At 68.5% G+C, this 12,742-nt stretch carries 12 protein-coding genes; 7 read left to right on the top strand and 5 right to left on the bottom strand.

The window, feature by feature from the left end; all coding sequences use genetic code 11:
• Positions 1-42 precede the first annotated feature (42 nt).
• From ACZ5BM_RS04235 to ACZ5BM_RS04215, 5 genes are all read left to right on the top strand, one after another.
• Positions 43-1,032, top strand: a complete 990-nt coding sequence (locus ACZ5BM_RS04235; protein ID WP_498910138.1) for a sugar phosphate isomerase/epimerase family protein — start codon at positions 43-45, stop codon at positions 1,030-1,032.
• Between the two features lie 52 nt (positions 1,033-1,084).
• The gene (locus ACZ5BM_RS04230; protein ID WP_498910136.1) at positions 1,085-2,143 is read left to right on the top strand and encodes a sugar ABC transporter substrate-binding protein; all 1,059 of its coding nucleotides are present in this window, start codon (positions 1,085-1,087) and stop codon (positions 2,141-2,143) included.
• A 61-nt stretch (positions 2,144-2,204) separates the two neighbouring features.
• A complete protein-coding gene (locus ACZ5BM_RS04225) occupies positions 2,205-3,713 on the top strand; it encodes a sugar ABC transporter ATP-binding protein (RefSeq protein WP_498910135.1) in 1,509 nt (502 codons plus the stop codon).
• A gap of 24 nt (positions 3,714-3,737) precedes the next feature.
• Positions 3,738-4,718 (top strand): ABC transporter permease, encoded by a 981-nt coding sequence (locus tag ACZ5BM_RS04220; RefSeq protein WP_498910134.1) that lies wholly within the window; start codon positions 3,738-3,740, stop codon positions 4,716-4,718.
• Positions 4,715-5,599 (top strand): ribokinase, encoded by an 885-nt coding sequence (locus tag ACZ5BM_RS04215; protein WP_498910132.1) that lies wholly within the window; start codon positions 4,715-4,717, stop codon positions 5,597-5,599. The genes ACZ5BM_RS04220 and ACZ5BM_RS04215 overlap by 4 nt, the downstream gene beginning before the upstream one ends.
• Before the next feature lie 130 nt (positions 5,600-5,729).
• On the opposite strand, the gene ACZ5BM_RS04210 is transcribed toward ACZ5BM_RS04215, so the two are convergent.
• From ACZ5BM_RS04210 to ACZ5BM_RS04190, 5 genes are read right to left on the bottom strand one after another with little or no spacing between them, the layout of a single operon-like run.
• The gene (locus tag ACZ5BM_RS04210; protein ID WP_498910131.1) at positions 5,730-6,545 is read right to left on the bottom strand and encodes an MOSC domain-containing protein; all 816 of its coding nucleotides are present in this window, start codon (positions 6,543-6,545) and stop codon (positions 5,730-5,732) included.
• The gene (locus ACZ5BM_RS04205; RefSeq protein ID WP_498910130.1) at positions 6,542-8,008 is read right to left on the bottom strand and encodes an FAD-binding oxidoreductase; all 1,467 of its coding nucleotides are present in this window, start codon (positions 8,006-8,008) and stop codon (positions 6,542-6,544) included. Before ACZ5BM_RS04205 ends, ACZ5BM_RS04210 begins: the two co-directional genes overlap by 4 nt.
• 19 nt (positions 8,009-8,027) lie before the next feature.
• Positions 8,028-8,570: a hypothetical protein gene (locus ACZ5BM_RS04200; RefSeq protein WP_498910129.1), complete on the bottom strand. Its 543-nt coding sequence runs from the start codon at positions 8,568-8,570 to the stop codon at positions 8,028-8,030.
• Entirely contained in the window at positions 8,567-9,601 is a 1,035-nt protein-coding gene (locus ACZ5BM_RS04195) for an L-threonylcarbamoyladenylate synthase (RefSeq protein ID WP_498910128.1), read from the bottom strand. Before ACZ5BM_RS04195 ends, ACZ5BM_RS04200 begins: the two co-directional genes overlap by 4 nt.
• A gap of 42 nt (positions 9,602-9,643) precedes the next feature.
• Positions 9,644-10,525: a 3'(2'),5'-bisphosphate nucleotidase CysQ family protein gene (locus ACZ5BM_RS04190; protein ID WP_498910126.1), complete on the bottom strand. Its 882-nt coding sequence runs from the start codon at positions 10,523-10,525 to the stop codon at positions 9,644-9,646.
• Between the two features lie 171 nt (positions 10,526-10,696).
• Between ACZ5BM_RS04190 and ACZ5BM_RS04185 the strand changes: the two genes are divergently transcribed.
• Together ACZ5BM_RS04185 and ACZ5BM_RS04180 are read left to right on the top strand one after the other, a co-directional pair.
• Positions 10,697-12,178 carry a leucyl aminopeptidase family protein gene (locus ACZ5BM_RS04185; protein ID WP_498910125.1) on the top strand — a complete coding sequence of 494 codons (1,482 nt, stop codon included), beginning with the start codon at positions 10,697-10,699 and terminating at the stop codon, positions 12,176-12,178.
• Positions 12,147-12,704: a histidine phosphatase family protein gene (locus ACZ5BM_RS04180; protein ID WP_498911480.1), complete on the top strand. Its 558-nt coding sequence runs from the start codon at positions 12,147-12,149 to the stop codon at positions 12,702-12,704. Before ACZ5BM_RS04185 ends, ACZ5BM_RS04180 begins: the two co-directional genes overlap by 32 nt.
• Positions 12,705-12,742 lie beyond the last annotated feature (38 nt).

Below are 12,742 nucleotides of genomic sequence, written 5' to 3'. Positions count from 1 at the left end.
GGGCGTTTCGTGAGCGGTCGGTCTCGACGACAGGTTCAGCCCGTGCCCCATTCCGCTCTTCGCTTCGCCACACGCCTGAACTCCTTCGCATCCCGCCCGGATGCGTTCTGGCCGTCGGGCCATGTCAAGCCGACCCCGCTGCAGATGGCCGAGCGCGCCGCCACCGCGAAGGGCCTGACGGATGTGGACCTGAACTATCCCGACCATCTGGCGGCCAACCCGCGCGAGACCGGCAACGCGATCCGCGATCTCGGACTCGCCGTGAACGGTCTGGCGATGCGCTATTATTCCAATCCCGCGTTCAAGATCGGCGCCTTCACCAATCCCGATGCGGCGGTGCGTCGCGAGGCGATCGACCTCACCAAGCGCGGCATCGACGCGGCGCGCGAGGCGGGTTGCGCGCTGATGACGATTTGGCTCGGCCAGGACGGGTTCGATTACAGCTTCCAGGCCGATTATGCCCGGCTCTGGGCGGACGAGATCGACGGTCTGCGCGAAGTGGCGCTGCACGATCCCGATTGCCTGATCAGCATCGAATACAAGCCGAACGAGCCGCGCTCCTTCAGCTTGCTGCCGGATTGCGCCACCACGCTGCTGGCGATCCGCGAGATCGGCCTGCCCAATCTGGGCGTGACGCTGGATTTCGCGCATGTGCTCTATGCCGACGAGCAGCCGGCTTTCGCCGCAGCCCTGATCGCGCGCCATAGCCGCATTCTCGGCCTGCATCTGAACGACGGCTACGCCAAGCGGGACGATGGGCTGATGGTGGGCGCCGTGCATCCGGTGCAGACGATCGAGCTTCTGCGCCAGGTGAAGCGCGACGGCTTCGACGGGCCGATCTATTTCGACACGTTCCCCGATCTAACCGGGCTCGATCCGGTGCGGGAATGCGAGGCCAACATCGCCACCGTGCGCTCCATGCTGCGCGTGGTGGAGACGCTGGACGGCGACAACAGGCTGGCACCGGCGATGGCGGAACAGGATGCCGTCACCGCGCAGCGTCTGGTGCAGCAGGCGATGCTGGGCCACTGAACGCGCCTGGCGGATAAAACCAAGACAAAGAAACAAACAACCGGAAACGACCATGAAGAATCTTCTGCTCTGCGGCTTCATCGTCCTGGCGACCAGCACGGGCGCTTGGGCACAGACCCTGGCGCCGCTGAACCCGGACACCGAGACCGACCGCATCGACTGGACGCAGCTTTCCAGCAAATTCGGCGCGTTCCCGAAGATGCCGGCCGGTACGCATGCCGGCGCCGTGTCGAAGACGCTGACCAACGAGTACTGGCGCCTGCTCGGCAAAGGCTACGAGCTGTTCGGCAAGAAACACGGCGTGCCGGTCGAGTATCAGGCTGCGCAGAACGAGGGCGATCAGGTCGGCCAGCTTTCCATCGCCGAAACCATGGTGACGCAGGGCGTGAGCGTTCTGCTTCTCTCCCCGCAGACCAACAGCAATCTCGATCCTGTGCTGAGCGAAGCGGCGGACGCGCACATCCCGGTCGTGAACGTCAACGACGCGGTGATCCCGGAAGCCCGTCATTATGTCGGCAACGTCCAGCGCGACAACGGCGTGCGCGTGGCGCGCTGGTTCATCAAGAATCGTCCCGCCGGCGGAAAGGTGGCGGTGATCGAAGGTCAGGCCGGCGTGTATGCCGCGGCCCAGCGCACCGGCGGGTTCAAGAGCACGCTGACGAAGGAGGATGGCGGAAAGTTCGTCGTGGTGGCCAGCGTTCCCGGCAACTGGGACCGCCAGCTTTCCTATGACGACGCCACCACCATCCTGCAGCAGCATCCCGACCTGATCGGCTTCTACTGCAACAACGACACCATGGCTCTGGGTGTGGTGGAAGCGGTGAAGAACGCCAACCTGCTCGGCAAGGTGGCGGTATTCGGCACGGACGGCATCGGCGACGCCTACAAGTCGATCCGCGCCGGCGAGCTGACCGGCACCGTCGACAGCTTCCCCGTTCTCACCGGCGAAGTGGCGCTGGAAAGCGCGCTGCGAATCATGGTCGGCGAGAAGCTGCCGCGTGTGGTGGCGACGCCGCAGGCGCTGGTCACCAAGGCGACCGCCGATCGTTACCAGGGCACGGACGATCAGATCCGCGCCGCCCTGGAACAGGACGCGAAGAACGGCGGCTGAACGCCGCGATCGAAAGGGCGGCGAGCCTTCGCTGAGGTTCGTCGCCGGGAGAGGTAAGGTCATGGCCGACGCATCCCTGCGTTTGCTTCTGGGTGGCATCAGCAAGAGCTATCCCGGCGTGAAGGCGCTGGACGACATGACCCTGCGCGTCCGTCCGGGCGAGGTGCATGCGCTTCTGGGCGAGAACGGCGCCGGGAAATCGACGCTGTTGAAGATCCTGAGCGGCGTGGTGCGGCCGGATGCGGGCGAGATCGCCGTGGATGGCGAAACGCTGTCCCTGGCTGGGCCGCTCGATGCACGCCGCGCCGGCATCGCCATGATCCATCAGGAATTGCAGCAGATTCCCGAACTGACGGTGGCGCAGAACATGTTCCTGGGCCGGCCGCTGCGTCGCGGGCTGTTCACGGACCGCGCCGAGCAGGAGCGTCAGGCGGGCGAGGTTCTGCGAGCGCTCGATCCGGCGATCCGGCCGGATGCGCCGATCCGGACATTGAAGGTGGCGCAACGGCAGATCGTCGAGATCGGGCGTGCGCTGCTGGAGAATGCCCGCATCCTGGCGATGGACGAGCCCACCTCCAGCCTGACGCCGAGCGAGTTCGAGCGTCTGGCCGAAGTGATCCGCCGTCTGGCGGCGCAGGGCGTTTCGGTCATCTACGTGTCGCACAAGATGGACGAGGTGTTCCGCGTCTGCGACCGCGCCACGGTGATGCGCGATGGGCGTTTCATCGCTGCTCTCGATCTGGCCGACACCGACGAGAGCGCGGTGGTGAACATGATGGTGGGCCGCACGCTCGCCGCCGGCACGCATTCCTGCTTCGCCACAGCCGAGACCGTTCTGTCCGTGCATGGACTGGGGGCCGGCACGCGGGTGGTGGACGCGAGCTTCGATCTGCGTCGCGGCGAGGTTCTGGGCATTGCCGGGCTGATCGGCGCCGGTCGCACCGAGCTGCTGCGCCTGATCGCCGGGGCCGACCGGCCGGAAACCGGCGAGATCGTGCTGAACGGTCGCGCCCTGCCGCGCCGTGGCGGCACGCGAGCGGCGATCGCGGCCGGGATCGGGCTGGTGCCGGAGGAGCGCAAGCGGGACGGGATCGTTCCGCAGCGCTCGGTGGTGAACAACATCGCGCTGTCCTCCATGTCGCGCTTCGCGCCACGCGGGGTGATCCGACGGCGTGCGCTGCGCCGTCGCGCGACCGAGATTCTTACCGACATCAATCTGCGGCCGATGCAGATCGACCGGCCGATCCGCCTGTTCAGCGGCGGCAACCAGCAGAAGGCGATCATTGCCCGCTGGATCGCCGCCGACACCCAGATCCTGCTGTTCGACGAGCCGACCCGTGGCATCGATATCGGCGCCAAGGCGGAGATCTATGCGCTGATCGAGCGGTTGGTGTCCGAAGGCCGGTCCGTGATCGTGGTGTCGTCCGAACTGCCGGAGATCCTGCGCGTCGCCGACCGCGTGCTGGTGATGCGTCAGGGACGGATCGCCGCGGAATTGTCCCGTGAGGAGCTGAGCGAGCAGGCGATCGTCGCCCATGCCGTGCCCCGCTCCGCCACCGCTTCTCCCTGAACCCCTGTGTTCGAGGCTTCCCCCATGTCCATCACCACCGCGCGGCCCGCCGGGACGCGCTTCCGACCGCCCGGGCTCACGCGGGTCAATCTGCGGGATTTCGGCACCCTTCTGGGTCTGGTGCTGATGCTGGCGGTGTTCGCCGCCGTGGCGCCGGGATTCCTGTCCGAGCGCAACCTGGTCAACATCCTGCAGCAATCGAGCATCAACGCCTTCGTGGCGCTGGGCATGACGCTGGTGATCATTTCCGGCGGCATCGACCTGTCGGTGGGGCCGACCGCGGCTTTGGCGGCGGTTCTGGCGGCGGGGCTGATGGCGGCCGGCGTGCCGGTGCCGCTGGCGATCCTGGCGGCTTTGGCGCTGGGCGCCTGCTGTGGTGCGGTGAACGGGATGCTGATCTCGTTCGGCGGGCTGCAGCCCTTCATCGTCACGCTCGGCACGCTCAGCACCTATCGGGCGCTGGCGCTGATCGTGACCGGCGGCAATCCGATCCTGGGCATTCCGCATGCGCTGCGCGTGGTGGCCAATGGGCATGTTCTGGGCATTCCGACCGCCGTGGCGCTGGTGGCCGTGGTGGCGATCCTGGCGGCGCTGATGCTGCGACGGACGCCGTTTGGCGAATATCTGCTGGCCGTCGGCGGCAACGAGGAAGCGTCGCGCGTGGCCGGCGTGCCGATCGCGCTGACCAAGATCGGCGCCTATGCGCTGTCCGGCACGCTCGCCGCGCTGGCGGCGATGATCCTGATCGGTCGTCTGGGTGCTGCCGAGCCGATCCTGGGCAATCTGTGGGAGCTGGACGCGATCGCGGCGGCGGCGATCGGCGGCGCTTCGCTGATGGGCGGAAAAGGCAGCATCGTCGGCACGCTTCTGGGCGCGGTGATCCTGGGCGCGATGCGCAACGGGCTGACGCTGCTGAACGTGCAGGCCTTCTACCAGCTCCTGGCCACAGGGCTGATCATCCTGTTCGCGATGCTGCTCGACCGGTTCACCAGGGGGCGGGCATGAGCGCCGCCGCCGCGGTTCTGGTGGTCGGGTCGCTGCATCTCGATCTGGTGGTGGATGCGCCGGACCGGCCGCGCAGGGGCGAGACGGTGGTGGGCCGGTCCCTTGCCCGTAAATGCGGTGGCAAGGGCGGCAATCAGGCGGTGGCCGCGAGCCTTGCCGGGGCGCCGACCGCTTTCGTGGGGGCCGTGGGCGACGATCCGTTCGGGGATGCGCTGCTGTCCGGGCTGAAGCATGCCGGGGTGGAGTGTTCCGGCGTGGCGGTGCACCCGGGGCGCAGCTCCGGCACCAGCGTCGCGATCTTCGATGACGAGGGCGATTACGGCGCGGTGATCGTATCCGGCACGAATCTGTTGATCGAACCGGCGCAGTTCGGCCCTGAGCGGTTCGTCCCCGGCGCCGTTTTGGTGCTGCAGAACGAGATTCCCGAGGCGATCAATCTGCATGCCGCGTCGCTGGCCCGCGTGGCCGGGATGCGCGTGCTGTTGAATGCGGCGCCCGCGCGGGCTTTCGAAACAGCCTTGCCGTCTCTGGTGGATATCCTGGTGGTGAACGCGCTGGAAGCGGAGATGCTGGGCGGCGGTGCGGTGGAAACGCTGGACGACGCGGCATCGGCGGCGGCGCGCCTCGTGGAGCGGTTTCCCGCGGCGCTGGTCACGGCGGGTGGGGCCGGTCTGGCCTGGGCGGATCGAGACGGTGCGCGCCACGCCATCGCGGCGGTGCCGGTGCAGGTGAAGAGCACGCACGGGGCGGGGGATTGCTTCGTGGGCACGTTCGCCGCGGCATTGTCGCGTGGCGAAACGGTGCCGGACGCGCTGGAGCGGGCGAACCGGGCGGCTGCGATGCTGGTCGCGACGCCGGAGGGTGAGCGGGCGGGTTGGTAGAGTATGTTTTTTCTTGGAAGAAAGAACCAAAGAACTTTTGTTTGTTTGGTAAGGTGTAAAGCGCGGTAGTCATAACTCAAAGGGATAGAAGTCTTTTTGCTTCTTTTTCTTCAGAAAAAGAACATCCGTTTCAGTCTGATTGGTGCTTGATCTCGACCGGATCGCCGACCGAAATCCGGCCCGTATCATCGGGGATCAGGTTGACCCCGAACACGATGCCTTCCGGAAGCCGATTGAGCCGGCCCAGGGTCTTCAACGGTTCGCCGGGGCGCGGCGACAGCCCGCTCTGCTGATCGCGCGTGATGACGACGCAGCGCGTGCAGCGCGTCGGCGCCTGGAAGCGGAGCGCGCCGATCCGGAGCGCGTTCCAGCTGTTCTCGCTCCAGGCCGGAAGACCGTCGATGACGACGTTGGCACGGAAACGATCCATCGGGACCGCGTTTTCGCCCAGCTCTGCGTTCAGCGCGTCGAGCGAAGCGCGGTTCACGGCCAGAAGCGGAAAGGCGTCGGCGAAGGACACCGTCTTCTCCGGTTGGTCGGCATACGGATCGATCGGCCGCGCCGTCGTGTCGTGCATGAACCAGAGCAGGCAGGGGCGTCCGAGCCGGGCGGACAGCCAGTCCTGCGCCGGCCCCACCGCCTGACGCGCCCGGACCTGATGACCCCAGACGACCACCGTATCGACCGGGGCGTCTGGATTAGGGAACGCGACCGCGCAATGGTTGTCGTCCATCGACAGGGTCAGGCCGGATTCGGTCGGAATGGCCGCGATGCGGGCGAGTTCGGCGGTCTCGCGCTGGGTGATGAAGCGGCGTTCGGGATCGGTGATCAGCCAGCGACGGTCGCCTTCCGGGCCGCAACGTTCGATCGTCAGCGTGTCGCGCGAAAGGCCGCGCAGGCCCTTCACCGGATAGAGATTGAGCGCGGTCAGTCGGGCAACGGTCATGGCGAGGCGGCGGGCTCGTCGTTCGTTTCGGGAAAGATCTTGCCGGGATTGAACAGGCCGGCCGGGTCCAGCGCGTGCTTGATGCGTCGCATGGCGTCGAGTTCGGCGCCGCCGCGCCAGTCCGGCATCATGTAGGGCTTGAGCTTGCCGACGCCGTGCTCGGCCGAGAACGAGCCGTCCAGCGCACGCACCACGGCGCAGACCGCATCCATGATCTCGTGGTCGCGGGCCAGGAATGCGTCCCGATCGGCGCCTTCGGGCTGCACCAGATTGAAATGGATGTTGCCGTCGCCGAGATGGCCGAACGGGGCCACGCGCACGCCCGGCACCAGCCGCTCGCAGGCGTCGCCGGCCCGGCGGATCAGTTCGGGGATGCGCGACACCGGCACCGAAACGTCGTTCTTCACGCTGCCGCCGGCGCGCTTCTGCGCTTCGGCGTGTTCCTCGCGCAGTTTCCAGAGATTGAGGCGCTGCGCACGGCTTTCGGCGATCACCGCATCCAGCACGGCGCCGCTTTCCAGCGCTTCGCCGAGCACGGTTTCCAGCAGATCGCGCAACGTGCCGTCCTGTCGGACGGTGGCGAGCTCCACCAGCACGTAATGCGGGGCCGGTTCGGCCAGCGGCAGGGCGGCATCGGGAATGAGCGCGTTCACCAGCGCCATGCCGGTGCCGGACATGTATTCGAAGGCCTGGATCGCGGACGGATCGGCGTGGCGGAAACGCTGAAACAGGTCGAGGGCCGCTTCGGGGCTTTCCACGCCGCACAAGGCGACTTCGATCTGGTTCGGGCGCGGATGGAGTTGCAGCACCGCGGCGGTGATGATGCCGAGCGTGCCTTCGGAGCCGACCAGAAGCTGACGCAGCGCGTAGCCGGTATTGTCCTTGCGCAGACGGCGCAGCCCGTCGAACACCGAGCCGTCGGCGAACACGGCTTCGATGCCGAGCACGAGTTCGCGGGCATTGCCGTAGCGCACCGTGTTGTTGCCGCCGGCATTGGTGGCGAGAACGCCACCGATCATCGCCGAGCCTTCGGAGGAGATGGACAAAGGCAGCAGGCAGCCGGCTTCCTCGGCGGCATCCTGCGCTGCCTTCAGCGTGACGCCGGCTTCTACCGTCATGGTCATGTCCACCGGATCGATGGCGCGAATCCGGTTCATGCGCGACAGGCTCAGCACCAGTTCCGAACCGTCCTCGCCGACGGCGGCGCCGCCGACCATGGAGGTGTTGCCGCCCATCGGCACGATGCGCGCAACGTCGCCGGCTTCGGCGCAGAGGCGTACGGCCGTCGCGAGCTGTTCGGTGCTGTTCGGGCGCAGAACGGCATCGGTGCGGCCGTGATACAGGCCGCGCCAGTCGGAACAGAACGGCGCGGTATCGGCCGGATCGCGCAGCACGCCGCCGGGCCCGAGCCGGTCGGCCAGGATGTCGATCAGCGCCGCGCGCGCTTGGTCGGGATGGGACAAGACGCCTTCCTCGGAAATCTTACTGAAGGGTGGAGGAGGGATCGGAATAGGCCGGGCGCGTGGACAGCATCACCGCGCTGGTGCCGGCCACGCCGATCAGCAGGCCGCACAGTGCGACCAGGGCCAGAACGAGTTTCTTCGGTGCGAGCGAGCGCGTCGCCGCCAGCGCCGCCTGCGCTTCGGCACGAGCCTGACGGGTGAGATGCAGCTCGGAGCGCAGCGCCTCGATGCGGGCGCTGGCGCCGCGCAGATCGAGATCCAGCCGGTTCACGTCGGCGGTGAGCTGCGAGATGCGGGTGCGGGCGGCCTGGGCTTCGGTGGCGGCGGCCGAGCCGGCGCGGGGCGCGCGCGGACGCGACGCGGCGGGCTTGGTCGCTGCGGGCGGGTTGGGCGCGATCGCCACGAACAGGTTCTTGAGTGCGCCGGCGGTGACGCTGTTGGCGCGTGCGCGGGCCCTGGCCTTTTCCAGCGCTCCGGCGGCCTGGCCGGGCTGGTCGTCCAGCACCAGCGCCAGGATGTCGCTCAGCGTCTTCAGTTCCTTGGGGTCGATCTGCTCCCTCATCGGGATGGTTCCGCGTCGGAGGGGAAACGGGGGGCGGCGGCGCGGCGCAGACGGTCCGCGATCGCTTCGCCGATGCCGTGTTCGGGGATCGGCATTACGGCGATGCCGCGCAGACCGAGGCGTTGCCCGTCGCGGTCCAGCGCGCGGAGTCCCGCGAACAGATGCGCGGCAGCTTCGGCGGGATTGGCGTTTTCGCTGAGCTGGAACAGCAGGCCCGCGCCGGAGAGCGGGGCGCCGAAGGCCAGCAGCGCCTCGTCTTCGGCGACGGTGTCGGCCGAAAGCCGCACGGGCAGTCCGGGGGCGTAATGCGAGGCGAACTGGCCCGGAGCGTTCGGCGTATCGGTGACGGCGTTCTCCGCCCGGACCGGGCCGATCACCGTCTCGATCGCGGCGCGGTCGATCCCGCCCGGACGCAGCAGGCGCGCTTCGGCACCGGACAGATCGAGGATGGTGCTTTCCAGCCCGACGCGGCACGGGCCGCTATCGAGCACCGCGTCGACGCGTCCGTCGAGCCCGTCCAGCACATGCCGTGCCGTGCTGGGGCTGACGAGGCCGGACGGGTTGGCGGAGGGGGCGGCGACAGGGCGCCCGGCGGCGCGCAGCAGGGCGAGGGCGGCCGGGGCGTCCGGCACGCGCACGGCGAGCGTGTCGAGACCGGCGGAGGCGAGGGCGCTGACCGGGCTGGCCTCGTGCTGCGGCAACACCAGGGTGAGAGGGCCGGGCCAGAAGGCGTCGGCCAGGGCGCGGGCACGCTCGTCGAACCGGACGATCCGTTCGGCGTCGCCAGTTTCGGCGAGATGGACGATCAACGGGTTCTGCGCCGGGCGCCCCTTGGCGGCGAAGATCGCGGCGACGGCGCGCGGATCGGTGGCGTCCGCACCCAGCCCGTAGACGGTTTCGGTGCCGAACGCGACCAGACGGCCCGCGCGCAGCAGGGTGGCGGCGCGTTGGATTCCCTCCGCGTCGGCGGCAAGCAGTTCGGTGGCGACGAGGCCGGTCTGTGCCGCTCCCTGCGGCATGGGCTGGTGCATGAACGCTATCTTAGCACCGACCGGGTCGAGTCGGCTCGCTCCTCAGGGTGCGGGGGTGAACGTTTCCAGGCCGATGCGGCCGCGACACACGAAATGGGGGTTCAGAAAGCCAGTCTTTCCATAGAGCAGCGGCGTGCCGTCGAACAGGAGCACCGTTCCGCCGGCCGCTTCCACCACGGCCTGCGGCGCCGCCGTGTCCCATTCCATGGTGGGGCCGAGGCGCGGGTAGAGATCGGCAGCGCCTTCGGCGACGCGGACGAACTTGGCGGCCGAGCCGATATTGCCGAGCCGGGCGATGGGCTGGCGGCCGAGATAGGCCTTGAGCGCCGGGTCGTCAGCGTAGTGGCGCGAGGCCAGCACGAACAGGCCGTCGGCGGGCGGTTCGCGGGCGTCGATGGCGGTGGTGCCCTCCGCATCCGAGCGCCATGCGCGGCCGGGGGCATCGGCCGGGTTCCAGCCGAGATAAAGCGCACCCTGGGCCGGCAGGGCGACGGCGCCGAGAACGCAGCGCCCGTCGCGAACGAGGCCGATATTGACGGTGAAGTTCTCGCTGCCTGCGGCGAATTCGCGCGTGCCGTCCAGCGGGTCCACCAGCCAGAAGGCGCGCCCGGCCTCCACCATGATTCCGGCGGCGACCTCTTCCTCGGCGATCACCGGCACGCTCGAATGGTCGCGCAGACCGCGCAGGATCGCCGCTTCCGCCTGCCGGTCGGCTTCGGTGACCGGCGAGCTGTCGCTCTTGTGCTCGGTCTCGAACCCATCGCCGCGGATTTGCATGATGAGGGCGGCGGCCTCGATGGCGAGCCGTCCGGCCAGATGGAGCAGTGCGGCGTCGCCCGCTTCGCCGCCGGGGAGATCGTGCGGCCATGCGGCCGGCCAGGAGACAAGCCGGTCTGTCCAGAAGCGGGGCAGGAAAGCGTCCATGCGCATAGCCACTAGTGGAAGCTTCAGCCTGACGCAAAGCGGGCTCCTGGCCGGCTGCTTGCGAGGCCGGTGAAGCGGGCGGATAAGAACGGGCACTGATTAACGCCTGCCCGTACCGTATTCGTGTCGCTTTCCGCGCCGAAATGCCGGGTTCAATCCGGAGCCTTTCCCATGCTGGATATCGATTTCACCCGCTTCTCCCTGCCGGGCGCGGGCGCGCTCCTGTTGGCGGCTTTCGAGGATGCCGAACGTCCCGCCTCGTTCCGCGAGGCCGATGAGCGCTGCGGCGGCGCCCTGTCGCGCGCGGTCGAGGCGTCGGAGTTCGGCTTTGGACGCAACAAGAGCTGCGTGCTGCCCGGTCCCGGCGCCGGATTGAAGCGCGTGGTGCTGCTGGGCCTGGGCAAGCAAAGCGAGTTCGACGCGCAGAGGGCCGAGGCGGCGGGGTCGCAGATCTGGTCGCTGTTGAAGGGCGAGGCCGAAGCGGCGGTGGCGGCGGATGCGCTGCCGGCCGAACGCGTCGGGTCCCTCGCGCTGGGCGCGGTGCTGAACGCCTACCGCTTCGACACCTATCGCACCACGCAGAAGCCGGACGAACTGCCGAAGCTCGCCCGCTTGTCGGTGCTGTGCGCCGACGATGCACGGGCCCAGGCCGACTGGCCGGCGCTGGAAGCGGTGGCGCGCGGCGTGTTCCTGACGCGCGATCTGGTGACGGAGCCGGCGAATATCCTGAACCCGCCCGTGTTCGCCGAGCGCATCGCCGCCTTGTCCTCGCTGGGGCTGGAGGTCGAGATCGTCACCGCCGACCAGATGGAGGAGATGGGTTTCGGCGCGCTGCTCGGCGTGGCGATGGGCAGCGACTCTCCGGCGCGGATGGTGGTGATGCAGTGGCGTGGCGCCCCGACGGATGCAGAGGATTCGAGCGCCGCACCGGTGGCCTTCATCGGCAAGGGCGTGACGTTCGATTCCGGCGGCATCTCCATCAAGCCGGCCGGCGGCATGGAAGACATGAAGTGGGACATGGCCGGCGCCGGCACGGTGGTCGGGCTGATGGCCGCCCTGGCCGGGCGCAAGGCACGGGTGAATGCGGTCGGCATCGTCGGTCTGGTGGAGAACATGCTGAGCGGCCGGGCGCAGCGCCCGGGCGACGTGGTGCGGAGCGCGTCCGGCCAGACCATCGAGGTGCTGAACACGGATGCGGAAGGCCGCCTCGTCCTGGCCGATGTGCTCTGGTACGCGCAGGACCGCTTCCGTCCGCGCTTCATGGTCGATCTGGCGACGCTGACCGGCGCCATCATCGTGGCTCTGGGCCACGAGCATGCCGGGTTGTTCGGCAATGACGACGCGCTCTGCACGCAGCTCGCCGCGGCAGGCGAGGCGACCGGAGAGAAGCTGTGGCGGATGCCGCTCGGCGATGCGTACGACAAGATGCTGCGCTCCGACATCGCCGACATGAAGAATATCGGCGGCCGTCCGGGCGGTTCGATCACCGCGGCGCAGTTCCTGAAGCGCTTCGTGGGCGAGGTGCCCTGGGCGCATCTGGACATCGCCGGCACCGCCTGGTCGTCCAAGGACGCTCCGAGCGTGCCGAAGGGCGCCACGGCGTTCGGCGTGCGCCTGCTGGATCGTCTGGTGGCCGAGCATTACGAACACTGAGTTCGCCCTGCTGCGGCACCCCCCGGTCGGGGTGCCGCAAGGGATCTGCTACGGGCGGACCGATGTTCCGCTCCGCGAGGGCTGGCGCGATGCCCTACCGGCTCTGGCCGTAAGGATCGCGCCGATCCGGCCGCTTCTGGTGGTATCGAGCCCGGCCGCGCGCTGTCTGCGTCCCGCCGAAAACCTGGCCGAGCTGCTTCAGCTTCCTCTCCGAACAGAGGCCGATCTGCTGGAACTAGATTTCGGCGATTGGGAGGGGCTGCGCTGGGACGATGTTCCGCGCGCGGCTCTCGACGAGTGGGCGGCGGACCCGTCCGGTTTCGCGCCGCCCGGCGGCGAGAGCGGCCGCGCGCTGATCCAGCGGGTTCGGCACGCGGCCGGGCGATTGCGGTCCGGCGGCAACGCCCTGGTGGTGTCGCATGGCGGGCCGTTGCGTCTGCTTCCGGCGATCCTGCGTGGTCTGAAACCGGATCTTCTTAACCCGGCACCCGCGCTCGGAACTCTCGAAATCCTTTCCATTTCGTGAAAGGCGACGCGCAGAAAGCGCGGGGGTGACCTGCAATC

Source organism: Lichenicola sp. GTC18331 (genome assembly GCF_055386855.1).
Note: the sequence above shows the minus strand (reverse complement) of the source record. Positions and strands in the feature narration are given on the sequence as shown.

Excerpts from the sequence above, each read along its gene's own strand:
- ACZ5BM_RS04230 (WP_498910136.1), top strand. The coding sequence starts at position 1,085 with ATGAAGAATCTTCTGCTCTGCGGCTTCATCGTCCTGGCGACCAGCACG.
- ACZ5BM_RS04225 (WP_498910135.1), top strand. The coding sequence starts at position 2,205 with ATGGCCGACGCATCCCTGCGTTTGCTTCTGGGTGGCATCAGCAAGAGC.
- ACZ5BM_RS04220 (WP_498910134.1), top strand. The coding sequence starts at position 3,738 with ATGTCCATCACCACCGCGCGGCCCGCCGGGACGCGCTTCCGACCGCCC.
- ACZ5BM_RS04215 (WP_498910132.1), top strand. The coding sequence starts at position 4,715 with ATGAGCGCCGCCGCCGCGGTTCTGGTGGTCGGGTCGCTGCATCTCGAT.
- ACZ5BM_RS04210 (WP_498910131.1), bottom strand. The coding sequence starts at position 6,545 with ATGACCGTTGCCCGACTGACCGCGCTCAATCTCTATCCGGTGAAGGGC.
- ACZ5BM_RS04200 (WP_498910129.1), bottom strand. The coding sequence starts at position 8,570 with ATGAGGGAGCAGATCGACCCCAAGGAACTGAAGACGCTGAGCGACATC.
- ACZ5BM_RS04195 (WP_498910128.1), bottom strand. The coding sequence starts at position 9,601 with ATGCACCAGCCCATGCCGCAGGGAGCGGCACAGACCGGCCTCGTCGCC.
- ACZ5BM_RS04190 (WP_498910126.1), bottom strand. The coding sequence starts at position 10,525 with ATGGACGCTTTCCTGCCCCGCTTCTGGACAGACCGGCTTGTCTCCTGG.
- ACZ5BM_RS04185 (WP_498910125.1), top strand. The coding sequence starts at position 10,697 with ATGCTGGATATCGATTTCACCCGCTTCTCCCTGCCGGGCGCGGGCGCG.